The following is a 24,603-nucleotide window of genomic DNA, read 5'->3' as shown; positions in this document are numbered from 1 at the left end:
GAGGGGGTACGAGGTCGCGTGTCCGGAAAACGAGGAGGAACACCCCCGGTTCGGCGGGTCTCAGGTCAGGTCGAACTCCCCTTCCCGTGCCCCCGACACGAACGCTCCCCATTCGGCGGGCGTGAAGATCAGGGAAGGGCTCTGGGGGCGGCCGCTGTTGCGCATCGCGATGAATCCCTCGACGAAGGCGATCTGGACATCCCCCCGACCCTGGCTGCTGGACTGCCACTCGGCGTTGCTGAGGTCCAGCTCCGGCTTGTCCCAGCCCGTGAGCGGCTGCTGCTGGATGGTGCTCTCGGCCACGTCCGTGCTCCTCCCGGTCGGTCGTCCGCGGGTCAGCCTAGCGATCGGTTCCGGACGCGGACAGAGCACGTGAGAAGGACCTTTCAGGACTCCGGGGCCGCCGCTCCGACGAGCCACATGGAGAAGAACTGCGAGCCGCCGCCGTAGGCGTGCCCGAGGACCTTGCGGGCCCGCTCCACCTGGTGTTCCCCGGCCTGTCCGCGCACCTGGAGCGCGGCCTCGGCGAAGCGGATCATGCCGGAGGCGCCGATGGGGTTGGTGGACAGGACGCCTCCCGACATGTTGACGGGGAGGTCGCCGTCGAGCTCCGTGACCCCGGCCTCGGTGAGCTTCCAGCCCTCGCCCTCGTCGGCGAAGCCGAGGTTCTCCAGCCACATGGGCTCGTACCAGGAGAACGGCACGTACATCTCGACGGCGTCGATGTCCCGGCGCGGGTCGGTGACGCCGGCCTGACGGTAGACGTCGGCGGCGCAGTCCTGGCCGGCCCGCGGCGACACGGCGTCCTTGCCGGCGAAGAGGGTCGGTTCGCTGCGCATCGCGCCGCCGAGCATCCAGGCGGGAGGGCGGGGCGCGCGGGCGGCGCCGGCCCGGTCGGTGAGGACCATCGCGCAGGCCCCGTCGGAGGACGGGCAGGTCTCCGAGTAGCGGATCGGGTCCCACAGCATGGGCGAGGCCTGGACCTTCTCCAGTGTGATGTCGTGCTCGTGGAGGTGCGCGTAGGGGTTCTTCAGCGCGTTGCGCCGGTCCTTGTACGCCACCAGGGAGCCGACGGTGTCGGGCGCGCCGCTGCGCCGCATGTACGCGCGCACGTGCGGTGCGAAGAACCCGCCGGCCCCGGCGAGCAGCGGCTGCTGGAAGGGGATCGGCAGGGACAGTCCCCACATGGCGTTGGACTCGGACTGCTTCTCGAAGGCGAGGGTCAGCACGGTGCCGTGCACCCGGGCCGCGACGAGGTTCGCGGCGACGAGCGCGGTGGAGCCGCCGACCGAGCCCGCCGTGTGCACGCGCAGCATCGGCTTGCCGACCGCGCCGAGCGCGTCGGCGAGGTACAGCTCGGGCATCATGACGCCCTCGAAGAAGTCGGGGGCCTTGCCGATGACGACGGCGTCGACGTCGGCCCAGGTCAGCTCGGCGTCGTCGAGGGCGCGCCGGGCGGCCTCCCGGACCAGACCGGCGATCGAGACGTCCCGTCGGGCCGCGACGTGTTTGGTCTGGCCGATCCCGACGACGGCCACGGGCTCCTTGCTCATCGCGGTTCCCCTTCGAGTACGGCGACCAGGTTCTGCTGGAGACACGGGCCGGAGGTGGCGTGGGCGAGGGCGCGGTCGGACTCGCCCCGGTGGATGCGGGCGGCGGCCTCGCCGATGCGGATGAGGCCGGCGGCCATCATCGGGTTGGCGGCGAGGGCGCCGCCGGACAGGTTCACCCGGACGCTGTCGTCCAGCCGCAGCGCCTTGCGCAGGACGACCTCCTGTGCGGTGAACGGCGCGTGCAGCTCGGCGGTGTCGACGGGCCGTTCGAACGCGCCCGCCTTCTCGGCGGCGAGGCGGGTGGAGGGCGAGTCGGTGAGGTCGCGCACGCCGAGCGAGTGGGCCTCGATGCGGTGGTCGATGCCTCGGATCCAGGCGGGCCTGGAGCACAGTTCGCGGGCTCGTTCCCCGGCCGCGAGGATCACGGCGGCGGCGCCGTCGCCGACGGGCGGGCAGTCGCCGGTGCGCAGCGGTCGTACGGCGTAGTCGCCCTGGGGCAGCGAACCGCGCAGCTGGGCGTGGGAGTTGAGGGTGGCGACGCGTCGGCTGCGCGCCCCGATGGCGGCGAGGGCGCTCTCGTCGGTGTCGCCGGCGTCGATCAGGGCCTGTGCCTGGAGCGCGGCGAGGGCGACGGAGTCCGGCCACAGGGGGGCGACGTAGTACGGGTCCAGCTGGCGGGTGAGGACGTCGCGTACGGAGCCGGGCGAGGACTTGCCGTAGGAGTAGACGAGCGCGGTGTCGGCGTCGCCCGTGAGCAGCTTGGTCCAGGCCTCGTACAGCGCCCAGGCGCCGTCCATCTCCACATGGGACTCGGAGATGGGCGGCCAGGCGCCGACGCCGTCGAGGGCGAGGGTGAAGGAGAAGGCGCGGCCGGCGAGGTAGTCGCTGGAGCCGGAGCAGGTGAAGTCGATGTCGGCGGTCTTCAGGCCGGTCCGGTCGAGGACGCTGTGCAGGACCGGCATGAGCATCTCGACCTCGGAGAGCTCGTCGGTGGTGCGCAGGACGTCGGTCTGTGCGAAGGCCACCACCGCGATGTCGCGGAAGCCTGAGGGTTCCTCGCGGGTCACAGCAGCTCCTTGTAGACGTCGTAGTCGGCGTCGGGTTCGCCGGTGGGCCGGTAGTGGTCGGGGTAGCGGGCGCCCTGCGTCCACACGGGTTCGACGCGCAGGCCCATGCGTACCTGGTCGTAGGGGATGCCGCCGATGCGTCCGTGCAGCGCGAGGTCGGCGCCGTCGAGGGCGATGTGGGCGTAGACGTACGGCACTTCGATGTCGAGGTTCTTCGCCTTGATGTTGACGATGCAGAAGGTGGTGACCGTGCCGCGCGGCCCGACCTCGACCTGCTCGGCGGTCGGGACGCCGCAGGTGGGGCAGGCGCCGCGCGGCGGCACGTACACCTTGCGGCAGGACGGGCAGCGTTCGCCGACCGTGCGCTGGGTGGCGAGCGCGGCGATGTGGGCGGACTGGGCGCGGCCGGGCGAGTAGGTGTAGTCGAGGCGGGCGGGGGCGACGATCCCGGAGACGCGCTCGCCTTCGAACTCCCCCGGGTGGCTGCCGGACGGCTGGTCCGGTTCGCCTGCGTACGGCTCGAAGCAGGCGATGTCGGTGATGGCGCCGGTGCGTTCCTCGGCCCAGCGGATCCGGACGCGCATTCCGGTGTGGACGGCGTCGGGGCCGGGGGCGTCGAGGGCGTGCAGCAGGGCGGTGTCGGCGCCGTCGAGGCGGACCAGGACCCAGGCGAAGGGGGTGCCGAGGGGCTGGCCGCGACGGGGGGCGTGGTTCCAGGCCCAGGTGGTGACCGTGCCGGTGGCGGCGACCTCGACGAGATCGTGGATCTCCTCGGCGGTGACGGGGTCGTACTCGACGGGCGGGACGAGGGTGCGGCCGTCGGTCGCCTTCACCCCGAGGACGACCCGCTCCCGCAGACCGGTGAGAAACGCGCTCTGCACGGGCCCGAGAGACCGGGTGAACGGAAACTCGACGACAAGCGGCGCTTTGAGCACTTCGGGCATAGGGGCTGCCTCCTTCGGACATCGGCGTGAGGAGCGCGCCCCTCAGGGGCGCGGGGAACTGCGCGACCAGCCACAACGGGCCCGCAGCAGGCGAACGGCGAGAACCCACCCCTACTCCCGGCGGTAAACAGGCGCCCGTTTCTCCGCGAAGGCCCGGGCCCCTTCCTTCGCGTCGGCCGTGTCGAACACCGGCCACCCCCGCACGAGTTCGGCGGCGAGCCCCTCCGTCTCGGTCAGCTCGGCCGTCTCGTACACCGAGGCCTTGACCGCCTCCACGGCCAGTGGCCCGCACGCGTTGACCCGTTCGGCGATCTCCAGGGCCTTCTCCAGGGCCGTGCCGTCGGGGACGACATGTCCGATCAGGCCGATGTCCGCGGCCTCCCGTGCGCTGTACGGCCGTCCGGTGAGCAACATCTCCAGGGCGTGGGTGCGCGGGATCTGGCGTGGCAGCCGGACCGTGGAGCCGCCGATCGGGAACAGCCCGCGCTTGACCTCGAAGAGGCCGAAGGTGGCGGATTCGCCCGCGACGCGGATGTCGGTGCCCTGGAGCATCTCGGTGCCGCCCGCCACGCAGTACCCCTCGACGGCGGCGATCACCGGTTTGCGGGGGCGGTGGTGGCGCAGCATCGCCTTCCAGTGCAGATCGGGGTCGGCCTTGAGCCGGTCGCGGTACTGCTGTCCCTCCATGTCCTTGCCGGCGAGGGCCTTGAGGTCCATGCCGGCGCAGAAGGAGCCGCCCGCGCCGGTGAACACGATGGAGCGGACGGATTCGTCCTCGTCGGCTTCGAGCCAGCCGTCGTACAGGCCGACGAGCATGGCGATCGAGAGCGCGTTCTTGGCCTCCGGCCTGTTGAGCGTGAGCACGAGTGTGGCGCCTTCGCGCTGCACGGTGAGGTGTTCGGTTCCGCCCATGGCACATCTCCCCTCGGAAAGAACGAGAACAGGTTGCAGGAGGCGTGATGGCAGTTCAAGGGTTTTCTGACAGTCAGTCAGATTTCTTGACGGGAACCCTTCCCAGTTGCCGCGCCCTTTGCTCTGATGACCGACGAACCGTTCTGGAACGCGCCCGCCCTAGGTCAGGAGGAGCGGTGGAGTACAACATTGCCGACCTGTTCGAGTCGGTCGTCGACGTGGCGGCGGACCGAGAGGCGCTCGTCTACGTCGACCATCCCGGCACGGGCGCGGAACGCCGCCTGACGTACGCGCAGTTGGACGCGGCCGCCAATCGGATCGGCCACCATCTGCTCGACAGCGGGATCCGCCCCGGCGAGCATCTCGGCCTGCATCTGTACAACGGGGTCGAGTACCTCCAGACGGTGCTGGGCTGTCTGAAGGCGCGGATCGTGCCGGTCAACGTCAACTACCGGTATGTGGAAGAGGAGTTGGTCTACCTCTACCGGGACGCCGATCTCGTCGCGCTCGCCTTCGACGCGGAGTTCACGGACCGGGTGGCCGCCGCACTGCCGCAGACGCCCGCCCTGCGCCATCTGATCCGGGTCGGCCCGGCCGGCGAGGGCATCGTCTCGTTCGCCGAGGCCGAGGCCGGCGGCTCCCCAGAGCGCGGCTTCCCGGCCCGCTCGGGCGACGACCAGTTCATCATCTACACCGGTGGCACGACCGGTATGCCCAAGGGCGTGATGTGGCGTCAGGAGGACTTGTTCTTCTCGGGGTTGGGCGGCGGCTCGCCGACCGGGGAGCCGGTGAGGAAGCCGGAGGAGATCGCCGAGCGGGTCGCGGCAGGCGGTACGGGGATCACCTTCTTCCCCACTCCCCCGCTGATGCACGGCACGTCGACCCTCACCGCGTTCATCGGCTTCAACTTCGGCCAACGCGTCGTGATCCACCGCAAGTTCGTGCCGGAGGAAGTGCTGCGGACGATCGAGAAGGAGAAGGTCACCAGCATCTCCCTGGTGGGCGACGCGATGCTGCGGCCCCTGATCGACGCTCTCGAAGGTCCGATGAAGGGCACGGACTGCTCGTCGGTGTTCAGCGTGTCCTCGTCCGGGGCGATCATGTCGGACACGGTTCGCCGTCAGTTCCGGGCGCTGCTGCCGAACGCGATGCTGCTGAACAACTTCGGCTCCTCGGAGTCCGGCTTCAACGGCACGGCGACGGAGGACTCGGGGCCCGAGCGCGGCTTCCGCGTCCGGGTCAACTCCCGTACCCAGGTGGTCGATCCGGCGACGTACGAGCCGATCGCGCCGGGCGAGGTCGGGCGCGTCGCCCAGCACGGCCATGTGCCCCTCGGCTACTACAACGACCCGGTGAAGACCGCCGAGACCTTCTTCGAGAAGGACGGCGAGCGCTGGGTGCTGCTCGGCGACATGGCGACCGTCGACGAGGACGGCGTGGTCGTCGTCCTCGGTCGGGGCTCGCAGTGCATCAACACCGGGGGCGAGAAGGTGTACCCCGAGGAGGTCGAGCAGGCGCTGAAGTCGCATCCGGACGTGTACGACGCCCTGGTCGCGGGGGTGCCGGATCCGACCTGGGGCAACCATGTGGCGGCGGTGGTGCAGATGCGTCGGGGCGCCCCGCTGCCGTCCCTGGAGGAGATCCAGACGCACTGTCGCACCCGGCTCGCCGGCTACAAGATCCCACGTCAGCTGGTGCTCGCGGAGTCCATCCGCCGCTCGCCGAGCGGGAAGGCGGACTACCGGTGGGCGCGGGAGGTGGCGGTTGCCGAGAACGGCTGACCCGCCGCCAGGAAGGCGACGACACGACGGACGAACCATTCCGGGTCGTCCAGCCACGGATAGTGGCCGGCGCCGGGCTGCACGGCGAGTTCGGCGTTCGGGAAGGCGTCGGCGACGAGCCGGGCGACCTCGGGCCGGGGCCCGCCGTCCACCTCTCCGGCGAGCACGAGGACCGGGGCGGTGACCTCGGCGAGGGCGCTGCGCAGGGCCGGCGGGTCGAAGGCGTCCGGGTCCAGGAAGACTCCCTCCGCCTCGGCGTTGGTCTGTTCGTCCGCGGCGGCGTCGTGGGAGCGTGCGGTGTCGTCCCAGCGGCCGTAGAAGAAGGCGGCGACCGCCGTCCAGTCGGGTTCGCCCTCGCCCGCCAGCCAGGCCTCGAACGCCGGGAACGCCGTCGCGAACCACGGCTCGTCCACGCGCAGCCGGGCCGCCTCCAGGCGTTCCTCGGGCGTGGCGGGCCGGCCCAGGGCCCACGGGTTCGCAGCGATCAGCGCGAGCCGGGACACCCGGTGCGGGTACCGGGCCGCGTACAGCAGGGCGAGGCTGCCGCCCGCCGAGTGCGCGAGGAGGTCGATCCGCTCCAGCCCGAGCCGGACGCGCAGCGCCTCGACGTCCTCGACCTGCCGGTCGCAGCGGTACGTCGCCGGGTCCGCGGGGACCGCGGAGGCTCCCGTCCCGCGCAGATCGAGGAGGACCAGTCGGCGGTGGGCGGTGAGCCCGCCCAGGTCGCCGAGGTAGGCGGAGGCCCGCATGGGGCCGCCGGGCAGGACCACGAGGGGGTCGCCCTCGCCCCGGACGCGGTAGGCGAGCTCGACGCCGTCGGGCGCGGTGAAGGTCGGCATGGCCCGATCCTCGCCTCCGGGCCCGCCGGGCCGCAACGGAAATCCTGACCGCCCTCTTGCCCGACGCCCCTCGGCCTGGATTACGATCACGCACACCTCGACCGAATGATCGGTCGCCCGGTTTGGTGAGGTTCTGGCGAGGGAGCAGCTCATGACGGACGCGCGGGACCTGCTGGACGAGGGCGAGCGCCTCGACGAGGACGCGCTGCGCGCACTGCAGCTGGAGCGACTGCGGGCCTCGCTGCGTCACGCGTACGCGCGCGTGCCCTTCTACCGGGACTCCTTCGACAAGGCGGGGGTCCACCCCGACGACTGCCGCAGCCTCTCCGATCTGTCCCGATTCCCCTTCACCGTCAAGGCTGACCTGCGCGCGCACTACCCGTACGGGATGTTCGCCGTCCCCCGGGACCGCATCCGCCGGGTCCACGCCTCCAGCGGCACCACCGGTCGGCCGACGGTCGTCGGCTACACGGACGCCGATCTGTCCATGTGGGCGGACATGGTGGCCCGTTCGATCCGCGCCGCGGGCGGCCGGCCCGGCGACACGGTCCATGTGGCGTACGGCTACGGCCTGTTCACCGGCGGCCTCGGCGCCCACTACGGCGCCGAACGCCTCGGCTGTACGGTGATCCCCGCGTCCGGCGGCATGACGTCCCGTCAGGTCCAGCTGATCCAGGACCTCCAGCCCCGGATCATCATGGTGACCCCGTCCTACATGCTCACCCTGCTCGACGAGTTCGAGCGGCAGGGCGTCGACCCGCGCGCCACCTCGCTGCGGGTGGGGATCTTCGGTGCCGAGCCGTGGACGGAGCGGATGCGCCAGGAGATCGAGGAGCGGTTCGCGATCGACGCCGTCGACATCTACGGGTTGTCGGAGGTGATCGGCCCGGGGGTCGCGCAGGAGTGCGTGGAGACGAAGGACGGGTTGCACATCTGGGAGGACCACTTCTATCCGGAGGTGGTCGACCCGATCACCGGCGAGGTCCTGCCGGAGGGCGCGGAGGGCGAGTTGGTCTTCACCTCGCTCACCAAGGAGGCCATGCCGGTCGTCCGCTATCGCACCCGCGACCTGACCCGGCTGCTGCCGGGCACGGCACGCGTCTTCCGGCGGATGCGGAAGGTGACCGGCCGCAGCGACGACATGGTCATCCTGCGCGGGGTGAACCTCTTCCCCACCCAGATCGAGGAGATCGTGCTGCGCACCCCGGCCGTGGCGCCCCACTTCCAGCTCCGGCTGACCCGCGAAGGCCGCCTCGACGCCCTCACGGTGCGCGCGGAGGCCCGGGCCGACGCCACCCCCGCGGACCGGGAGGCGGCGGCGCTGGCCGTCGCGGCGGCCGTGAAGGACGGCATCGGCGTGTCGGTCGACGTCGAGATCGTCGACCCGGAGTCGCTGGAGCGGTCGGTGGGCAAGATCAGGCGGATCGTGGATCTGCGTCCGCGGGACTGACCGGGCGGGTCAGGAGACGCGTCATGAGGCGTGTCACGAACCGAACCGGTCCCGCAGCTCCCGCTTCAGGATCTTGCCGCTGGCGTTGCGCGGGAGTTCGTCCACGAAGAGCACCCGCTTCGGGGCCTGGAAGGGGGTGAGCCGCTCGCGGGTGTGGGCGATGAGCTCGTCCTCGGTGACCTCGCCGCGAGGGACGACGACCGCCGTGACCGCCTCGATCCACTTCTCGTCGGGCAGACCGATCACCGCGGCCTCGGCGACGCCCTCGTGGGTGTAGAGGGCGTCCTCGACCTGGCGTGAAGCGATCACCACGCCACCGGAGTTGATGACGTCCTTCACCCGGTCGACGATGGTGAAGTAGCCGTGGGCGTCGCGGACGGCGAGGTCGCCGGAGTGGAACCAGCCGTCGCGGAAGGCCTCGGCGGTCTCCTCGGGCTTGTCCCAGTAGCCCTCGCACAACTGCGGGGAGCGGTAGACGATCTCACCGGGTGTCCCGTCGGGGACGTCCTGTCCGTTCTCGTCGACGACGCGGGCGTCCACGAAGAGGACCGTGCGGCCGCAGGAGTCCAGGCGACCCTTGTGCTCGTCGGGGGCGAGGACGGTGGCGAGCGGGCCGATCTCGCTCTGGCCGAAGCAGTTGTAGAAACCGAGCTTGGGGAGGCGTTCGCGCAGGCGCTCCAGAATCGGCACCGGCATGATCGACGCCCCGTAGTACGCCTTGCGCAGCCCGCTCAGGTCACGGGTGGCGAAGTCGGGGCGGTTGGCCAGGGCGATCCAGACGGTCGGCGGGGCGAAGAGACTGTCGACCCGGTCCGCCTCGATGAGGTCGAAGAGCTGCGCCCCGTCGGGTGCGTCGAGGATGAGGTTCGTCGCGCCGACCGCGAGGTACGGCAGCAGGAACACGTGCAGCTGCGCCGAGTGGTAGAGCGGGAGCGAGTGCGCGGGACGGTCGCCGGCGCTCAGATCGAGGGCGGCGATCGCGCTCAGGTACTCGTGCACCAGCGCGCGGTGGGTCATCATCGCGCCCTTGGGCAGGGCCGTCGTGCCGGAGGTGTAGAGCAGCTGCACCAGATCCTCGGTGCGCGGCTCGGGGCCGTCGTACGGCTCGGCATCCGCCAGTCGGGCGAGGAGCGAGTCGTCGGCGTCGCGCAGGGGCACCGTGCGTACGTCGTCGGGGAGTCGCGCGGTGAGATCCGGGTCGGCGAGGACGAGCGCGCTGCCCGACTGGCCGACGATGTAGGCCAGGTCGTCGCCGGTGAGGTTCTGGTTGACGGGGACATGGACCAGGCCCGCGCGGGCGCAGGCGAGGAACGCGACGAGGTAGGCGTCGGAGTTGTGGCCGTAGGCGCCCACCCGGTCGCCGGGGGCGAGCCCCTGGCCGAGCAGGACGCTCGCCGCGCGCGAGACGGCCTCGTCGAGTTCCTCGTAGGTCCAGGTGCGGTCGCGGTACTCGACCGCGACGCGTGCCGGGGTGCGGCGGGCGCTGCGCCGCAGCACCCCGTCGACGGTGGTACTGCCGTGTGCGGGCGTCATGACTCATGATCCTCGGGCGGCGGCCGGGGCGGGTCAAGTCGCCTGCGCGGACGCCGGGATCACGCCACCTCACCGGCCACTCCGGTGCGCCCTTCCTGGACTCCGACGATGCTGACGATCGTCTCCGCGCGGATGCCCTCGCCGAGCACCGAGGCCACCGCGTCGGCCGTGGCGGCGATCAGGCGGGCGGGGGCGTCGAGGATCTCGGGGAGGTGGTAGGCGGCCTCGCGCATGCTGAGGGTGAGCTGGGGCGCGATCCGGGTGGTGGGCAGGCCGCCGATGCCCCGTCGGTGGCTCGGGATGCCGATGAGGTCGACGCCGACCAGAGTGCGCAGCCGCTCCCCGTAGACGGACCCGACCGCGTCGGCCAGCGCGCCGATCAGCCGGGGCTCGACCGTCCCGTCGAGGGCCTCTTCGCCGATGTGCACGGTGTAGTGCGGCATGACGGATCTCCGTTCGCGTCGGTGCGTAGCATGGCGACTCGGCCGGTTGACCAAGTCGAACAAAATAGCTTTGACTGCAAAGGTAATACGAGGAGTGTCGGATGTCCATGCCCGTGCCCATGCCCGCCGCCGGTGGGGACGAGGGCGTCGACGCGACCGTTCGTGAGCTGTTGCTGCTCATGCCGCGGCTGGTGGGGAGGGCGAAGCGGATTCCGGTGCCGGAGGCGCTGCGGTCCTTCTCCCTGGCCCCGCGCCACCTCTCCCTGTTGGCGTATCTGCTCCTCGACGGACCGATGACCGTCAACGAGCTGGCCGCGCGCCTCGAGGTCGCCCCCACCACCGTGAGCCTGCTGATCGGCGACCTCAGCCGGAAGGGGATCCTGGAGCGGCGGGAGGACGACCGGGACCGGCGTCGGCGGATCGTCGCCATCGCGGACGTCCACGAGCCGGCGATCGCCGGCTGGCTGGCCCCGGGCGCGGCGGCCTGGCGCACCGCCCTGGCTCCGCTGACGGCGGATCAGCGACGGCTGTTCGTCGACACGTTGCTCGCCTACGAGGCGGGCGTGGACGCGGAGAGGGACTGAGCCGGACGCTTCGGGACCGCCTGCGCGACCGCGACGAGTGTGGCCGCCGCGATGGTCAGGAGCCCGGCTGCCAGCAGCACCCCCATGACGGCGGTGGGGTGGAGGGGCGCGCGCCCGGCGTAGGCCGTCGCGGTGATCGCGCCGAACGCGGCCGCGTAGCCGAGGGCCGCCACGCCCACCACCGTGGCCGCCGCACGGGCGCTCAGCCGGCCCGCCTCGCACAGGACGGCCAGCAGGGCGAGGGCCTGGAGGCCGTGCAGACCGACGGCGTGGGCGAGTTTGGCACTGCCCGCGGCCCCGAAGAGCACCTCGTACGGCACATGTCCCGTGTCGTCGAACGCCTTCTCGCCGATGGCGGCCATCTTCTGTCCGATGGCTCCGGCCGCCAGCACGGCGGTCAGTCCCACGAGCACGGCGACCCGGGACGCGGCGCCGCCGTCGAACCGTACGAGCGCGGCCACGAGCAGCAGGACCACGCCGAGGATCAGCGGCAGGGTGAGCGTGCCGATCACCGACCAGACCGCCGAGTCGGTGTCGGTGGCCTGGTTGAAGTGGGAGGCGGTCCCGCGCCAGCGCTGCGCCGTGATGAGCACGGCCTCGGCGAGCGAGCTGAAGACGACCAGGCCCGCCGGTATCCGCGCCCACCAGCGGGCGGGCAGCTGTCGCATGATCCAGACCACGGCCCACACCATCAGGCCGAAGGAGACGCCGAACACGACGGGCTTGCGCCAGGAGACCGGCCCCCACCAGGGCGCGAAGTCGATCACGGCGACCACGCCGTGCACGACCCCGGAGGTCACCAGCGCGGTGCCGCACCACCACAGCAGCCGCTGGTAGCGGTCCACGGGCCGCACCGCACGCCACACCTCGCCGGCGAACCCACCCAGAACGCTCATGCGCACGCACCCCCGCCTTCGTCTCGCACTCCGCGTGCCGACGGTAGGGCGGGGCCCGGCGTGGGGCGTCCCTCCGGTGGGGTGGGCCGCCGTACCCCCACGGGGGTACGGCCGGTTGTCAGGCGAGTCCGCTGCGGAAGGCGATCACCACGGCGCCCGCCCGGTCCCGGGCGCCGATCTTGTGCAGGATCCGCTTGACGTGGGTCTTCACCGTCGACTCGGCGATGCCCAGCCGCCCGGCGAGTTCGGCGTTCGACAGGCCTTCGGCGACCAGGCTCAGGATCTGCCGTTCCCGGGAGGTCAGATGGCGCAGCCGGTCCCGGTCCGGCGCCCCGGCCGGGTGGCGCGGCGGACGCTCGTCGGTGACCAGGCGGTCCACGAGGGGCCGGGTGACCGCCGGGTCCAGCAGGCTCTCCCCGCCGGCCACCGTGCGGACGGCGTCCACGAGCCGCTCGGGTGAGGCGCGCTTGAGCAGGAAGCCGTGCGCGCCCGCGCGCAGGGCCCGCCACACGTACTCGTCGTCGGGGAACGTGGTCAGGACGAGCACCCGGGTCGGCAGACCTGCCTCCACGATCCGGCCGGTGGCCTCGATGCCGTCGTAGCCGGGCATCCGCACGTCCATCAGGACGATGTCCGGGACGAGCGCCCGGCACAGTTCCACGGCCCGCACCCCGTCGCCCGCCTCCCCGACGACCTCCATCCCGGCCGCGCCGAGCACCACCCCGACCCCCACCCTGAGCAGGGGGTCGTCGTCGGCCAGCACCACGCGTACGGTCATCGCAGCCGCAGCGCGACGCTGAGGGCGAATCCGCCGCCGGCGGCGGTGCCGTGCTCCACGTGCCCGCCGAGGGCGTCGGCCCGTTCGCCGATCCCGCGCAGCCCACGGCCCGGCCGGTAGTGCGGGGCCGGTCCGTCGCCCTCGTCGACGACGCGGACGAGCAGGCTCCGCCCGTCGGCGTCGTCCTGTCGGCGGACGGTGACCTCGGCGCTGCGGGCCCGGCCGTGCCGCAGCGCGTTCGTCAGCGCCTCCTGCACGATCCGGTGGACGGACGACCGCACGTCCGGCGGCAGGTCGCGGAGGTCGGGTGCGACGCTGAGCCGGACCGCCAGACCCGCGTCGGCCATCGGCCGCACCAGCCGGCCCAGACCGGCCGAGTCCTCGGCGTCGGCCTCGCCGCCGCCGTCGGCCGGGTCCTCGGCCGGGTCCTCGGCGCGCAGGACGCCGAGCAGCCGGTCGAGTTCGGCGAGGGCGTCGCGGCCGGTCCGCTCGACGCCGAGCAGCAGCTCACGGGTGCGCTCCGGCTCGGTGGCGAGCACGATCCGTCCGGCGCCCGCCTGGACCAGCATGGCGTTGACGGAGTGGCCGACGATGTCGTGCAGTTCGCGCGCGATCCGCACCCGTTCGCCGAGGACGGCCTCCCGGCGGGCCAGGGCCCGCCGCTGCTCCGTCTCCTGATGCCTGCGGGCCGTGGCGTATCCCACCGCCCACACCAGCAGCCACACGAAGACGACGGCGACCGGGACGGCCGCGCTCGCGTCCTCGGACGCGAAGTGGGCCAGCACACCGGGCGGCACGAGCAGGGTGCCGAGCACGGCCCTGCCGGGGGTCGCGTAGAGACCGAGGGAGTACACGCCGAAGAGGTTCGCGAACGCGGTCAGCGAGCCGGATCCCAGCCACAGCGCCTCGACGGCGAGCCCCGCCGTCCCGACCGCGTACGCCGTCGACGGCCATCGGCGGCGCACGGCCAGGCTTGCGGCGATCACGACGGCCGGCGCCAGGGCGACCGGCAGCGGGCCGCGGAGGTCCGGCGCGGATCCGAGACGGACCGCCACCATGGCCGCCAGGACGACGACGGCCGGCAGGACGTCGACCGCTGCCGGCGGCAGCCGTGCGGCCCATGCCCAGGCCCGCTCCCCCGTCCCCTGTGCGCCGGTCGCCCTCACCTGGCCCGCCCCCGCCCCGTCCCCGAATGCCTGACGTGACGTCAAATCGCCACGGTTTCACCAGGTTAGCGAAAGAGCGCGGCGGGGGCCCTCCGGTCACACCGGTCGGGTCCGGCCCTCCCAGTACGGCTCGCGCAACCGCCGCTTGTACAGCTTGCCGTTGGGGTCGCGGGGCATCTCGGCGATGAAGTCGATGCTCTTGGGGCGCTTGTACCCGGCGAGCCGGTCGGCGCAGTGGGCGAGGAGCACGGCGGCGAGATCGGGACCCGGCTCATGGCCCGGGGCCGGTTCGACGACGGCCTTGACCTGCTCGCCCCAGTCGTCGTGCGGGATGCCGAAGGCCGCGGCGTCGGCGACCGCGGGGTGGGCCAGCAGCTCGGACTCGATCTCCGCGGGGTAGATGTTGACGCCGCCCGAGATGATCAGGTCGATCTTGCGGTCGCGGAGGAACAGGTAGCCGTCCTCGTCGAGCACACCGAGGTCGCCGACGGTGAAGAAGTCGCCGATGCGGTTCTTCTTCGTCTTGTCCTCGTCCTTGTGGTAGGCGAAGCCGCCGGTCGTCATCTTCATGTACACGGTGCCGAGTTCGCCGGGCGGCAGCCGCTCGCCGTCGTCGTCGAAGATCGCCAACTCGCTGATGGGCCAGGCCTTTCCGACCGTGCCGGGCTTCTTGAGCCAGTCCTCCGCCGTGGCGAACGCGCCGCCGCCCTCGCTGGCCGCGTAGTACTCCTCCACGCACGTGCCCCACCAGTCGATCATCGCCCGCTTCACATGGTCGGGGCAGGGCGCGGCGCCGTGGATGGCGTGCCGCATGGACGACACGTCGTACGCCTGCCGGGTGGCCTCGGGGAGGGCGAGCAGCCGGTGGAACTGGGTCGGGACCATATGGGTGTGCGTGCACTTCTCCCGGTCGATCAGCCGGAGCATCTCCTCGGGCGTCCACTTGTCCATGAGGACCAGCCGGTGGCCGATGTGCAGGGACGCGCCCGCGAACTGGAGCACGGCCGTGTGGTAGAGCGGTGAGCAGACCAGATGGACGTTGTCGTCGAACGGCCGGACGCCGAAGATGCCGAGGAAGCCGCCCAGGTACGCCTCCTCCGGCAGCTTGCCGGGCAGCGGGCGGCGGATGCCGCGCGGGCGGCCCGTCGTGCCCGAGGTGTAGTTCATGACCCAGCCGAGGGTGCGGTCGGCGGGCGCCGACTCCGGTTGTCCGTCGAGGAGTTCGGCGTACGGCCGGAAGCCCTCGACCTCGCCGACGGCGTACCGGTCGGCGGCGGGCAGGCCGGCCTCGTCGGCGGCCCGGCGGGCCTGTTCGGCGAACCGCTCGTGGGCCAGGAGGACCTTGGCGCCGGAGTCGGAGACGATCCAGGCGATCTCGGGTCCGACCAGGTGGTGGTTGACGGGGACGAGGTAGAACCCGGCCTGGGTGGCGGCGAGATGGGCGGTGAAGAACTCCGCCGAGTTGGGCAGGACGACGGCGAAGGCGTCGCCGCGTTCCAGACCGGCGGCGCGCAGACCGTGCACGAGTCGGTTGGCGGCGGCGTGCAGCCGCCCTGCCGTCCACTCCTCGCCGTCGGGGGCGACCAGGACCGTACGGTCGGGGTCGGCGGCAGCCTGGGCCCAGAAGCCTGCGGGGGGTGTGCTCGCGGTGGTCACTGGCCGCTCCTTCCGGCGATGCGGTTGATGCGGTCCACGGCCTCTTCGAAGCCGCGGGTGAGGTCGTCGAAGACCGCCTGGACGGTCCGGACCTCGTTCATCCGGCCGACGATCTGCCCGACGGGCGTCCCGAGCAGGGGGTCGACCTCGTACTTCTGGATGCGCGAGACGGCCTCGGCGACCAGCAGGCCCTGCAGGGGCATGGGGAGGGTGCCGGGTCCATCGACGGCGTCCCAGGCGTCGGTCCATTCGGTGCGCAGCTGGCGGGCGGGCTTCCCGGTGAGGGCCCGGGAGCGGACCGTGTCGCCGGAGCCGGCCGCGAGGAGTTTGCGGGTGAGGGCGGACGAGTGCAGGTCGGCCTCGGCGACGGTCAGCCAGAGGGAACCGAGCCAGACGCCCTGGGCGCCGAGCGCGAGGGCCGCGGCGATCTGCCGTCCGCTGCCGATGCCGCCGGCCGCGAGGACGGGCAGGGGGGCGACCGCGTCGACGGCCTCGGGTGTGAGGACCATGGAGGCGATCTCACCGGTGTGTCCGCCGGCCTCGTAGCCCTGCGCCACCACGATGTCGATGCCCGCCTCCTGGTGCTTACGGGCGTGCCGGGCGCTCCCCGCGAGCGCGGCGACGAGGACGTCCCTGTCGTGGGCGCGGGCGACGACGTCGGCGGGCGGCGAGCCCAGCGCGTTGGCCAGCAGCCGGATCGGATAGTCGAAGGCCACGTCGAGCTGGCTGCGGGCCACCTGTTCCATCCATCCGGTGATCCGCCACCCGGAGGCCTCGCCCTCGGCCAGCTCGGGCACCCCGTACTTGGCGAGGGTGTCCCGTACGAACTGCCGGTGCCCCTCGGGGATCATCGCCTCGACGTCGGCCTCGGTGACGCCTTCGACCTTCTTGGCGGGCATGACGACGTCGAGCCCGTACGGCTTGCCGTCGACATGGGCCTCGATCCAGTCGAGGTCGCGTTTGAGGTCGTCGGGGGCGGTGTAACGGACCGCGCCGAGCACGCCGAAGCCGCCTGCGCGGCTGATGGCCGCGGCGACGGCGGGGAACGGCGTGAAGCCGAAGACGGCGTGCTCGACTCCCAGTTGTGTGCTCAGCTCCGTCTGCATGGGCGCAGGATGCCGCAGCCGGTGCGACGACGGAAGCCCTTTTCTGATACACCGTCAGATTCTTGTGTCCTTGAGGACGCCGAGGCCGCTGTCGAGTCGTCGGGCGCCGACGACGGAGAGCAGCCGCAAGGCCTGTTCGGAGGGCGAGCCGGGTGCCGCGGTGTAGATGACGACCCGCTGGTCGCGGTCGGCGATGTCGAGAACGTCGCAGTTGACGGTGACCGGGCCGACGACCGGGTGGTCGAAGGTCTTGCACAGGGTGGGGCGCGCTGCGACGTCGTGCGCGGCCCACAGCGCGGCGAACTCCGGGCTCCCGGCGATGAGTTCGGCCACCAGAGCGGTGAGCTCGGGGTCGTCGGGGTAGCGGGCCGCGGCAGCGCGCAGTTGCAGCGCGGTGGCGTGGGCGAACTCTTCGACGTCGTCCACACCGTAGAGCGGGGAGCCGCCCCCGTCCCGGTCCAGGAAGGCGCGGCGTGCGAGGTTGCGGTCGCGGCGCGGGAGAGCGGAGAAGTCCTCCATGAGCGCTGCGGCGAGGTCGTTCCAGGCGATCACCTCGTGGGCGGCCGAGACGACGATCGCGGCCGCCTGCGGCAGCCGGTGCAGCAGGTCGACGATGCTCTGCCGCACCTCGCGTGAGGGACCGGCGGGCAGCCCCTGCGGGGTGCCCGCGAGGTGGTGGAGGTGGTCGCGCTCGGCCTCCGACAGACGCAGGGCGCGAGCGATCTGGGCGAGCACCTCGCGCGACGGTCTCGGGGCGCGGGCCTGTTCCAGGCGGGTGTAGTACTCCGTGGAGATGTACGCCAGCTGCGCCACCTCCTCGCGGCGCAGTCCCGGCGTGCGGCGTCGCCGTCCGGCGGGGAGCCCCACCTCGGCGGGGGCGATGCGCTCGCGCCGACTGCGCAGGAACTCGGCCAGTTGTCGTCGGTCCACGCCTCCAGTGTGCGGCGGTGGGCGTTCCCGCAGCCAGGTACAGCCGGTGCCTGGCTGGGCCCGGCGGAGCGGCACAGGCTCTACGGCATGAACAACACACCTCTCACCACCGCAGGTCTGCTCGCCGACAAGGTCGCCTTCGTCACCGGCGCCGGCCGGGGCATCGGCGCGGCGGCCGCCCGGCTGTTCGCCCGGGAGGGCGCCCGGGTGGTCCTCGCGGCCCGTACCGAAGCCGAGCTGAAAACCGTGACGGAGGAGATCCGCACGGCGGGCGGCACGGCCGAGTACGTCGTGTGCGACCTGGCCGACCCGGAGAGCGTCCGCGCCGCCGTGGACCGTGCCGTCGAGCTGTACGGCAGGCTCGACGTCGCCTTCAACAACGGGGCGACGATCCAGCAGCCCGGTCCGATGGACGCGATGCCGGAGTCCGAGTTCGACCATGTCCTCGCGGTCAACCTCAAGGGGCCCTGGCTGGCCATGAACGCCGAGATCGCGGCGATCCGGGCCACCGCGGGCACTGGGGCGATCGTGAACAACTCAAGCGTCGGCAGCCTGATGGGCAACCCCGCACTGCCCGTGTACGGCGCGGCGAAGCGGGCGGTGAACAGCCTCACCGCGTCGGCGGCGATGTCGTACGGCACCGAAGGCATTCGGGTGAACGCCGTCGCGCCCGGCGGAACGCGCACCCGGATGATCGACGAGTGGGAGGCGCAGTCCCCCGGCATCGTCGCCCACCTGACCGCGCAGATCCCGCTGGGCCGCACCGCCGCCCCCGAGGAGATCGCCGAGGCGGCGGCCTGGCTGCTGAGCGACCGCGCCTCGTACGTCACGGGCGTGGTGCTGCGGGTGGACGGCGGAGCGCGCTCCTGACTCTCCAGAACCTGACCTGACCTGTCCTAGTCCACCGGGGCCTCCAGGACCGCCATCGCCGCGTTGTGCCCCGGCACCCCGCTGACTCCTCCTCCCCGCACCGCGCCCGCCCCGCACAGCAGGACGTTCGCGTGCCGGGTCTCCACGCCCCAGCGGCCGGTGCCGTCGTCCGCGTACGGCCAGGCGAGGTCGCGGTGGAAGATGTTGCCGCCGGGCAGCCCGAGGTCGCGTTCGAGGTCGAGCGGGGTGCGCGCCTCGATGCAGGGGCGGCCGTCGGCGTCGACGGCCAGGCAGTCGGCGAGGGGTTCGGCGAGGTGGGCGTCGAGCTGGGCGAGGGTGGCCTCGAGGAGTTCCTCGCGTACGGCGTCGTTGTCCCGTTCGAAGAGCCGGGCGGGCGTGTGCAGGCCGAACAGGGTCAGTGTCTGGTAGCCCTGTTCGACGAGGTCCGGGCCGAGGATGGTCGGGTCGGTCAGGGAGTGGCAGTAGATCTCGGAGGGCGGGGCGGCGGGCAGTTCACCGGCGGCCGCCTGGGCGTGCGCGGTGGCGAGCTGCTCGTAGCCCTCGGCGATGTGGAAGGTACCGGCGAAGGCCTCGCGCGGGTCGACGGAGGTGTCCCGCAGCCTGGGCAGCCGTTTGAGCAGCATGTTCACCTTGAGCTGGGCGCCCTCGGCGGGGGTGGGCGGCTCGTCGCCGGTGAGCGCGGCGAGGGCTTGCGGGGAGGCGTTCACCAGGACGTGCCGGGCGGCGGCGACGCCTTCGCCGTCGGCGGTGCGGTAGGCGACCTCCGCGGTACGGCCGTCCGTGTCGATCCGCAGGGCCTCGTGCCCGGTGGCGAGGACGGCGCCCGCGTCCCGGGCCGCGGCGGCGAGGGCGTCGGTGAGCGCCCCCATGCCGCCGACGGGGACGTCCCAGGCGCCGGTGCCGCCGCCGATCACGTGGTAGAGGAAGCAGCGGTTCTGCTTGCGGGAGGGGTCGTGGGCGTCGGCGAAGGTGCCGATGAGCGCATCGGTCAGGACCACGCCCCGCACCAGGTCGTCCGCGAAGCGCTCCTCGACGGCGACGCCGATCGGCTCCTCGAACAGGGTCCGCCAGGCCTCCTCGTCGTCGACGCGGCGGCGCAGTTCCTCCCGGGTGGGCAGCGGTTCGGTGAGCGTGGGGAAGACCCGCTGGGCGACGCGCCCGGTCATGGCGTAGAACCGCTCCCAGGCCGCGTACTCGCGCTCGCCGCCCGTCAGCCGTGCGAACGCCTCCCGGGTGCGTTCCTCGCCGCCGCCCACGAGCAGTCCGGTGGGCCGCCCGCCGCGCTCCACGGGGGTGTAGGAGGAGATGGTGCGGCCCTGGACGCGGAAGTGCAGCCCCAGGTCCCGCACGATCTTCTGCGGGAGCAGGCTGACCAGGTACGAGTAGCGGGACAGCCTGGCGTCCACCCCGGCGAACGGGCGGGTGGAGACGGCGGCGCCCCCGGTGTGGTCCAGCCGTTCCAGCACCAGCACGGACCGGCCGGCCCGGGCCAGATAGGCGGCGGCGACCAGCCCGTTGTGTCCGCCGCCGACGATGACGACGTCATAGGCGCGGCGATTGTCGTGTCCGTCGTTTCCCTCGTGTGCAGCCATGTCTCTTCGTAACACGAGCCGATCAAGGTCGGCCAGAGGAGGTCCGGGGCGGCGGATCCGCACGGCCGGGCCGAGCCGCTCAAGTACGGTGAACGGCACGCGCATTGGACCCGAAAGGAACCTGTGGCCGCCGATCAGGAACTTCAGCCCGAACCCCGGAACACTGCCGCGCTGCTGCTCAACCGGCGCGGTCAGTACCTGCTCCATCTGCGCGACGCGCACAAGCCGATCTGCGATGCGGGCGCCTGGTCGTTGCCCGGCGGCGCCTGCGAGGGGGACGAGACGCCCGAGGAGGCCGTGGCGCGCGAGCTGCTGGAGGAGACGGGGCTCGTCCTGGACGGGCTGACCCGGTACACGGTCGTCGACGGCATCCAGGTGTTCATCGGCGGTTGGGACGGCGACCCCTCGCGACTCCCCGTCACCGAGGGCATCATGTTCGCCTTCTTCGACGCGGCGACCACCGCTCACCTGACGATGGCGCCGGGGGCCGCCGAGGTCCTCGCCCGGCACCGGGCCGCGCCGGTCGTTCCCGCGCCGCAGCCGTCCGCCCGGCAGAGTGTCCTCAACGTGGTCGGCGTCCATCTCTACCTGGAGCGGGACGGCAAGATCCTCCTCGGTCTGCGGCACCCCGACTCGCCCTTCGCTCCCCGGCATCACCACTTCCTTGCCGGTCACTGCGAGCAGGAGTCCGCCGTGGCCTGTCTCGTCCGCGAGGCCCGGGAGGAGGCCGGCCTGGAGATGGAGGCACAGGACGTCGAGCTGGCGCACGTCGTGCATGTCGTGGACGCGCCCGGCACACAGCCCAGGCTTCAGCTCGTCTTCCGCGCCCGGCGCCTGCGGGGCGAGCCGCAGCTCCTGGAGCCGGACAAATGCCTCGGCTGGCACTGGTGGCCGCTGGACGCCCTCCCGGAGCCGATGGTGCCGTACGCGCGGGCGGCGATCACCGGGATCCAGGAGGGACGGCTGTACACGGAGCTCGGCTGGGATTTCCGGGACTAGGGCCGATTCCCGGCTGGGGCTACGCCCCGCCCGCCGCTCGGCGCTGCCGTAGCGCCGCCACCCTTCGGTACAGCTCGACGGCCTCCTGGCCCCGGCCGAGCTGTTCCAGGCAGTGGGCCTCGTCGTTGCGGCTGGCCAACGTGTCGGGGTGGTCGGCGCCCAGGACACGTTCACGGGCCGAGGCCACCCGCCGGTACTCGGTCAGCGCGTCGGCCCAGCGGCCCAGCCAGCCGAGGCCGACGGCGACCTCACGTCGGCTGACCAGGGTGTCGGGATGGTCGGCGCCCAGGACACGTTCACGGATCGCGCACACGTCCCGGGACTCGGCCAGCGCTTCCTCCCAGCGGGCCAGGCGGCCGAGGTTGACGCCGAGGCCGTGGCGGGCGCGCAGGGTCTCGGGATGCGTCGGGCCGTGGACGCGGGTGCGGTCGTCGACGAGGTCGCGGTAGAGCTGGAGCGCCTCCGTGCTGCGGCCGAGGCGGCCGAGGCTGATGCCGGTCTCGTAGCGGGCGGCGAGGGTGTCGGGGTGGTCCGGGCCGAGGGCGTGCGCGCGGGCCGCGGCGACCTCGCGGTAGGTCTGCAGCGCTTCCGGCCAGCGGCCCAACTGGCCCAGGGCGTAGGCGACCTCGTAGCGGGTGACGAGCGTGTCCGGGTGGGTGGGGCCCAGCACCCGGGTACGTGCGACGGCCACCTCGCTCGCCATCCGGTACGACTCCTCCAGCCGGCCGAGTCTGCTGAGGTTGAAGGCGAGGTTGTGCCGGCAGCGCAGGGTGTCGGGGTGGTCGGGGCCCGCCGTGCGCACCCGGGCCGCGAGCACCGAGGTGTACACCTGGTGGGCGTCGAAGTGGCGGCCCAGCCGGCCGAGCACATAGGCCATCTCCTGGCGGGTGGCGAGCGTGTCGGCGTGGTCGGCGCCGAGCACCCGGGTGCGGGCGGCGGTCACCTGCTGGTACTCGCGCAGCGCGTCGGCGGCGCGGCCGGTGCGGCTGAGGGTGAAGGCGACCTCGTAGCGGCTGGCGAGGGTCTCGGGGTGGTCCGGGCCCAGGAGGTGGGCGCGTTCGGCCGCGACGGCGCGGTGCACCTCCCCGGCCTCGGCCCAGCGGCCGAGCCGGCCCAGGCTGAGGCCGGCGCTGTGCCGTCCGGCGAGCGCGGTGAGCGCCTGCGGGGACGGTGTGTCCGGCGCGGGCGGCGTGGGGACGGCGCCGAGGGCCGGCCGGGGGATCCACTCGCCGGTCAGGGCCGCGCCGGGGTCCGGGGGCGGGACCGGCAGTCCGGCGCCGGTGGCCTTGTGGCCGGTGGTCATGCCCTGGGTCCAGGCGGGCAGCCGGGGCTCGCGGCCGGCGGGCTCGGGCGGCCGCGGTTCGGGGCGGGGCGTCACCAGGGTCGGCACATACCCCGGCGCGGTGCGGGCCGCGGCGAGGCGCCGGACGATCTCGCGGGCGTCGTGGGGGCGCTGTTCGGGCCGCTTCCCCAGCAGGTCGAGGATGATCCGGTCGAGGTGTTCGGGCAGGTCGGCGCGGAGTTCGCGGGGCGGCCGGGGCGGGGTGTCCCGGTGGGCGACGAGGATGGCCCAGGGGTCCTCCAGGTCGAACGGCGGGGCCCCGGTGGCGATCTCGTAGAGCACGCACCCCAGCGAGTACAGGTCGCTGCGCTGGTCGACCTCTTCCCCGCCGATCTGCTCCGGTGACATGTAGTGCGGGGTGCCCATGGCGATGCCGGTGCCGGTGAGCCGGGAGGTGAAGCCGATGTCATGGCCGAGGCGGGCGATGCCGAAGTCGCAGATCTTCACCGTGCCGTCGGCGAGCCGCACGATGTTCGCCGGCTTCAGATCGCGGTGCACGATGCCCTGCCGGTGGGTGTAGGCGAGGGCCGCCGCGACCTGGTCGGCTATGTCCACGACGTCGGGGACGGGCAGCGGCCGGCGCTCGCTGTCGTCGAGCAGCTGGCAGAGGTTGCTGCCGTCCAGGAGTTCCATGACGAGGAAGAGGACGCCGTCGCTGTCGCCGAAGTCGTGGACGACCGTCACCCCGCGGTGCTGGAGCGAGGCGGCGACGCGGCCCTCGCGTCGGAACCGCTCGCGCAGGACGCGTCCGAAGGACGGGTCGTGGTGCGGGCCGATCGGCTTGAGGCACTTCACGGCGACCTGTCGCCCGAGGGACTCGTCGCGGGCCCGCCACACCTCGCCCATGCCACCGCGCCCGATCAGGTCCAGCAGCCGGTACCGGCCCTGGATCAGCCTGCTCTCCTCCGCCATAGCGCGCCGCCGCCCCCGTAACTTTCCGGCCCTCCCCCTGGCTGGTTCAGTATGGCGGCCTATCGCCCGACTTTGTACGGGGCAGGCCGGGCTTGTGGGCCGAGCCGCTCCATGGCCCGCAGGATGTGTTTGGGCGGGAGTTGCCAACGCAGACGTGCGGGAACGCAGCGCAGCAGGGTGCCGGTGGCACGCAACTCACGGGTGACGACAGCGGGTTTCGGGGCCCGTCTGCCGTACAACTCGTGGGCGTACGGCGGCAGCGAGGCGTACGCGAGGTGCGCCACACGCCGCCAGAGCAGAGCGCGCGCCGGGACGAGCAGCGGGTGGGTCGGCGGCCGGAGCAGGAAGTCGTCCACCTCATGGGCGTCGGCTCCGGCGGCGAGCTCGGGGCGGATCTTCTCGAAGTAGGCGGCCAGCTCCGCCCGGTCGGCGGGCACGGCCTCGGGGTCGAGGCCCGCCAGGCGGGCGCTGACGCGCTGTTCGGATATGTAGCGGTCGGCGGTCCGGTCGGTGAGGGGGTATCCGGAGCGGCGCAGGACGTGCAGGTAGGAGTCGATCTCGGCGCAGTGCACCCACAGCAGCAGCTCGGGCTCGTCCACGCCGTACCGTTCGCCGGTCTCCGGGTCGTTCGCGGACAGCATGCGGTGGATCTTGCGGACCCGGGCGCCGGCCTTCTCGGCGGCCTCGGCGGTGCCGTACGTCATGGTGTCGACGAAGTTCGCGGTGCGCATGAGCCGGCCCCAGGCGTCCTGCCGGAAGTCGGAGTTCTGCATGACTCCGCGGACGGCACGTGGGTGCAGTGCCTGGAGGTAGAGCGCGCGGATCCCGGCGACCCACATCATCGGATCGTCATGGACCTGCCATGTCACGCTCTTCGGACCGAACAGCCCCGGGTCGGCAGTCATACCCGCAGTGTGCCCAGGCTTGACAGCTGACACAAGGCAACGCTCGTGACCTGCACTGATACCGCGGCGACGGTCATCTCCATTCGGGCGACCGCCTGGCCGGGGCAGACAGGCGGGTGCAGACGCAGCGCCTCCTCCACGGCCGCCGGGATGAGGTCGGGATCCGCGATGAGCCTGTCGCGTACCTCCGGTCGGCGCAGCACCTCGCAGAGGAGACCGATTCTACTCTCGCGTCGATTTTTCGATGCCAGAATCGAAAAATCGCCCACCCAACGACCGTCGACCACGTCGACCTCCGGGACACCCCGCCAAAGGGAAGCCGCC

23 protein-coding genes are annotated in these 24,603 nt (G+C 72.5%); 5 read left to right on the top strand and 18 right to left on the bottom strand.

All coding sequences use genetic code 11. From position 1 onward, the window contains the following. Window positions 1-60: 60 nt before the first annotated feature. The 5 genes from ABZ725_RS32850 to ABZ725_RS32830 all read right to left on the bottom strand — a co-directional run bounded on the left by ABZ725_RS32850 (window position 61) and on the right by ABZ725_RS32830 (window position 4,476). Window positions 61-303 (bottom strand): DUF397 domain-containing protein, encoded by a 243-nt coding sequence (locus ABZ725_RS32850; RefSeq protein ID WP_079657699.1) that lies wholly within the window; start codon window positions 301-303, stop codon window positions 61-63. Between the two features lie 83 nt (window positions 304-386). Next, window positions 387-1,553 (bottom strand): thiolase domain-containing protein, encoded by a 1,167-nt coding sequence (locus tag ABZ725_RS32845; RefSeq protein ID WP_358806125.1) that lies wholly within the window; start codon window positions 1,551-1,553, stop codon window positions 387-389. After that, window positions 1,550-2,620, bottom strand: a complete 1,071-nt coding sequence (locus ABZ725_RS32840) for a thiolase domain-containing protein (RefSeq protein WP_358806124.1) — start codon at window positions 2,618-2,620, stop codon at window positions 1,550-1,552. The genes ABZ725_RS32845 and ABZ725_RS32840 overlap by 4 nt, the downstream gene beginning before the upstream one ends. Next, window positions 2,617-3,564, bottom strand: coding sequence for an OB-fold domain-containing protein (locus ABZ725_RS32835; RefSeq protein WP_358806123.1), 948 nt, complete (start codon window positions 3,562-3,564; stop codon window positions 2,617-2,619). Before ABZ725_RS32835 ends, ABZ725_RS32840 begins: the two co-directional genes overlap by 4 nt. 111 nt (window positions 3,565-3,675) lie before the next feature. Further along, window positions 3,676-4,476, bottom strand: coding sequence for a crotonase/enoyl-CoA hydratase family protein (locus ABZ725_RS32830; protein WP_358806122.1), 801 nt, complete (start codon window positions 4,474-4,476; stop codon window positions 3,676-3,678). A 176-nt stretch (window positions 4,477-4,652) separates the two neighbouring features. Between ABZ725_RS32830 and ABZ725_RS32825 the strand changes: the two genes are divergently transcribed. Then, on the top strand, window positions 4,653-6,257 hold the full coding sequence (locus tag ABZ725_RS32825; protein ID WP_358806121.1) for an acyl-CoA synthetase: 1,605 nt from the start codon (window positions 4,653-4,655) through the stop codon (window positions 6,255-6,257). Here the strand turns inward: ABZ725_RS32825 and ABZ725_RS32820 are convergent. Next, window positions 6,215-7,096 carry an alpha/beta hydrolase gene (locus tag ABZ725_RS32820; protein ID WP_358806120.1) on the bottom strand — a complete coding sequence of 294 codons (882 nt, stop codon included), beginning with the start codon at window positions 7,094-7,096 and terminating at the stop codon, window positions 6,215-6,217. The genes ABZ725_RS32825 and ABZ725_RS32820 overlap by 43 nt on opposite strands. Before the next feature lie 151 nt (window positions 7,097-7,247). On the opposite strand from ABZ725_RS32820, the gene paaK reads away from it, so the two are divergent. Continuing rightward, a complete protein-coding gene (paaK, locus tag ABZ725_RS32815) occupies window positions 7,248-8,546 on the top strand; it encodes a phenylacetate--CoA ligase PaaK (protein ID WP_358806119.1) in 1,299 nt (432 codons plus the stop codon). Window positions 8,547-8,579: 33 nt separating this feature from the next. Here paaK and ABZ725_RS32810 read toward each other — a convergent pair whose 3' ends face one another. Further along, window positions 8,580-10,079: an acyl-CoA synthetase gene (locus tag ABZ725_RS32810; protein ID WP_358806118.1), complete on the bottom strand. Its 1,500-nt coding sequence runs from the start codon at window positions 10,077-10,079 to the stop codon at window positions 8,580-8,582. Between the two features lie 59 nt (window positions 10,080-10,138). Next, on the bottom strand, window positions 10,139-10,522 hold the full coding sequence (locus tag ABZ725_RS32805) for a hypothetical protein (RefSeq protein ID WP_358806117.1): 384 nt from the start codon (window positions 10,520-10,522) through the stop codon (window positions 10,139-10,141). 119 nt (window positions 10,523-10,641) lie between these two features. Here ABZ725_RS32805 and ABZ725_RS32800 point away from each other — a divergent pair, with 119 nt between their 5' ends. Further along, on the top strand, window positions 10,642-11,106 hold the full coding sequence (locus ABZ725_RS32800; RefSeq protein ID WP_358806222.1) for a MarR family transcriptional regulator: 465 nt from the start codon (window positions 10,642-10,644) through the stop codon (window positions 11,104-11,106). Here ABZ725_RS32800 and ABZ725_RS32795 read toward each other — a convergent pair. The 6 genes from ABZ725_RS32795 to ABZ725_RS32770 all read right to left on the bottom strand — a co-directional run bounded on the left by ABZ725_RS32795 (window position 11,073) and on the right by ABZ725_RS32770 (window position 17,638). Further along, window positions 11,073-12,002, bottom strand: a complete 930-nt coding sequence (locus ABZ725_RS32795) for a hypothetical protein (RefSeq protein ID WP_358806116.1) — start codon at window positions 12,000-12,002, stop codon at window positions 11,073-11,075. The two genes, ABZ725_RS32800 and ABZ725_RS32795, sit on opposite strands and share 34 nt — an antisense overlap. A 118-nt stretch (window positions 12,003-12,120) precedes the next feature. Beyond that, complete coding sequence (locus tag ABZ725_RS32790; protein WP_358806115.1) at window positions 12,121-12,780, bottom strand: response regulator transcription factor; 660 nt, start codon at window positions 12,778-12,780, stop codon at window positions 12,121-12,123. Then, the gene (locus tag ABZ725_RS32785) at window positions 12,777-13,991 is read right to left on the bottom strand and encodes a histidine kinase (RefSeq protein WP_358806114.1); all 1,215 of its coding nucleotides are present in this window, start codon (window positions 13,989-13,991) and stop codon (window positions 12,777-12,779) included. The genes ABZ725_RS32790 and ABZ725_RS32785 overlap by 4 nt, the downstream gene beginning before the upstream one ends. Window positions 13,992-14,042: 51 nt before the next feature. Further along, window positions 14,043-15,602, bottom strand: coding sequence for an acyl-CoA synthetase (locus ABZ725_RS32780; protein WP_358806113.1), 1,560 nt, complete (start codon window positions 15,600-15,602; stop codon window positions 14,043-14,045). After that, window positions 15,599-16,708 (bottom strand): nitronate monooxygenase, encoded by a 1,110-nt coding sequence (locus ABZ725_RS32775; RefSeq protein ID WP_358806112.1) that lies wholly within the window; start codon window positions 16,706-16,708, stop codon window positions 15,599-15,601. Before ABZ725_RS32775 ends, ABZ725_RS32780 begins: the two co-directional genes overlap by 4 nt. A 54-nt stretch (window positions 16,709-16,762) precedes the next feature. Further along, window positions 16,763-17,638 carry a helix-turn-helix transcriptional regulator gene (locus tag ABZ725_RS32770; protein WP_358806111.1) on the bottom strand — a complete coding sequence of 292 codons (876 nt, stop codon included), beginning with the start codon at window positions 17,636-17,638 and terminating at the stop codon, window positions 16,763-16,765. Window positions 17,639-17,725: 87 nt separating this feature from the next. On the opposite strand from ABZ725_RS32770, the gene ABZ725_RS32765 reads away from it, so the two are divergent. Further along, a complete protein-coding gene (locus ABZ725_RS32765) occupies window positions 17,726-18,508 on the top strand; it encodes a glucose 1-dehydrogenase (protein ID WP_358806110.1) in 783 nt (260 codons plus the stop codon). Window positions 18,509-18,534: 26 nt separating this feature from the next. On the opposite strand, the gene ABZ725_RS32760 is transcribed toward ABZ725_RS32765, so the two are convergent. Further along, window positions 18,535-20,121, bottom strand: a complete 1,587-nt coding sequence (locus ABZ725_RS32760; RefSeq protein ID WP_358806109.1) for an NAD(P)/FAD-dependent oxidoreductase — start codon at window positions 20,119-20,121, stop codon at window positions 18,535-18,537. Window positions 20,122-20,244: 123 nt separating this feature from the next. Here ABZ725_RS32760 and ABZ725_RS32755 point away from each other — a divergent pair, with 123 nt between their 5' ends. Next, the gene (locus ABZ725_RS32755; protein ID WP_358806108.1) at window positions 20,245-21,120 is read left to right on the top strand and encodes an NUDIX domain-containing protein; all 876 of its coding nucleotides are present in this window, start codon (window positions 20,245-20,247) and stop codon (window positions 21,118-21,120) included. Window positions 21,121-21,139: 19 nt separating this feature from the next. Here ABZ725_RS32755 and ABZ725_RS32750 read toward each other — a convergent pair whose 3' ends face one another. Genes ABZ725_RS32750 through ABZ725_RS32740 form a run of 3 tightly spaced genes read right to left on the bottom strand, consistent with a single transcriptional unit; the run spans window position 21,140 to window position 24,566 of the window. Further along, window positions 21,140-23,374: a serine/threonine-protein kinase gene (locus tag ABZ725_RS32750; protein WP_358806107.1), complete on the bottom strand. Its 2,235-nt coding sequence runs from the start codon at window positions 23,372-23,374 to the stop codon at window positions 21,140-21,142. Between the two features lie 59 nt (window positions 23,375-23,433). Then, on the bottom strand, window positions 23,434-24,279 hold the full coding sequence (locus ABZ725_RS32745) for an oxygenase MpaB family protein (RefSeq protein ID WP_358806106.1): 846 nt from the start codon (window positions 24,277-24,279) through the stop codon (window positions 23,434-23,436). Next, entirely contained in the window at window positions 24,276-24,566 is a 291-nt protein-coding gene (locus ABZ725_RS32740; RefSeq protein ID WP_358806105.1) for a hypothetical protein, read from the bottom strand. The genes ABZ725_RS32745 and ABZ725_RS32740 overlap by 4 nt, the downstream gene beginning before the upstream one ends. Window positions 24,567-24,603: the final 37 nt, after the last annotated feature.

The sequence above is a fragment of the Streptomyces sp. NPDC006872 genome, assembly GCF_040635845.1.
Classification (GTDB): domain Bacteria; phylum Actinomycetota; class Actinomycetes; order Streptomycetales; family Streptomycetaceae; genus Streptomyces.
Note: the sequence above shows the minus strand (reverse complement) of the source record. Positions and strands in the feature narration are given on the sequence as shown.

What these genes read in the sequence shown, in the direction of transcription:
- ABZ725_RS32805 (WP_358806117.1), bottom strand. Translation starts at nt 10,522, where the DNA reads ATGCCGCACTACACCGTGCACATCGGCGAAGAGGCCCTCGACGGGACG.
- ABZ725_RS32810 (WP_358806118.1), bottom strand. Translation starts at nt 10,079, where the DNA reads ATGACGCCCGCACACGGCAGTACCACCGTCGACGGGGTGCTGCGGCGC.
- ABZ725_RS32750 (WP_358806107.1), bottom strand. Translation starts at nt 23,374, where the DNA reads ATGGCGGAGGAGAGCAGGCTGATCCAGGGCCGGTACCGGCTGCTGGAC.
- ABZ725_RS32800 (WP_358806222.1), top strand. Translation starts at nt 10,642, where the DNA reads ATGCCCGCCGCCGGTGGGGACGAGGGCGTCGACGCGACCGTTCGTGAG.
- ABZ725_RS32820 (WP_358806120.1), bottom strand. Translation starts at nt 7,096, where the DNA reads ATGCCGACCTTCACCGCGCCCGACGGCGTCGAGCTCGCCTACCGCGTC.
- ABZ725_RS32765 (WP_358806110.1), top strand. Translation starts at nt 17,726, where the DNA reads ATGAACAACACACCTCTCACCACCGCAGGTCTGCTCGCCGACAAGGTC.
- ABZ725_RS32835 (WP_358806123.1), bottom strand. Translation starts at nt 3,564, where the DNA reads ATGCCCGAAGTGCTCAAAGCGCCGCTTGTCGTCGAGTTTCCGTTCACC.
- ABZ725_RS32795 (WP_358806116.1), bottom strand. Translation starts at nt 12,002, where the DNA reads ATGAGCGTTCTGGGTGGGTTCGCCGGCGAGGTGTGGCGTGCGGTGCGG.
- ABZ725_RS32845 (WP_358806125.1), bottom strand. Translation starts at nt 1,553, where the DNA reads ATGAGCAAGGAGCCCGTGGCCGTCGTCGGGATCGGCCAGACCAAACAC.
- ABZ725_RS32760 (WP_358806109.1), bottom strand. Translation starts at nt 20,121, where the DNA reads ATGGCTGCACACGAGGGAAACGACGGACACGACAATCGCCGCGCCTAT.
- paaK (WP_358806119.1), top strand. Translation starts at nt 7,248, where the DNA reads ATGACGGACGCGCGGGACCTGCTGGACGAGGGCGAGCGCCTCGACGAG.
- ABZ725_RS32745 (WP_358806106.1), bottom strand. Translation starts at nt 24,279, where the DNA reads ATGACTGCCGACCCGGGGCTGTTCGGTCCGAAGAGCGTGACATGGCAG.
- ABZ725_RS32790 (WP_358806115.1), bottom strand. Translation starts at nt 12,780, where the DNA reads ATGACCGTACGCGTGGTGCTGGCCGACGACGACCCCCTGCTCAGGGTG.
- ABZ725_RS32830 (WP_358806122.1), bottom strand. Translation starts at nt 4,476, where the DNA reads ATGGGCGGAACCGAACACCTCACCGTGCAGCGCGAAGGCGCCACACTC.
- ABZ725_RS32775 (WP_358806112.1), bottom strand. Translation starts at nt 16,708, where the DNA reads ATGCAGACGGAGCTGAGCACACAACTGGGAGTCGAGCACGCCGTCTTC.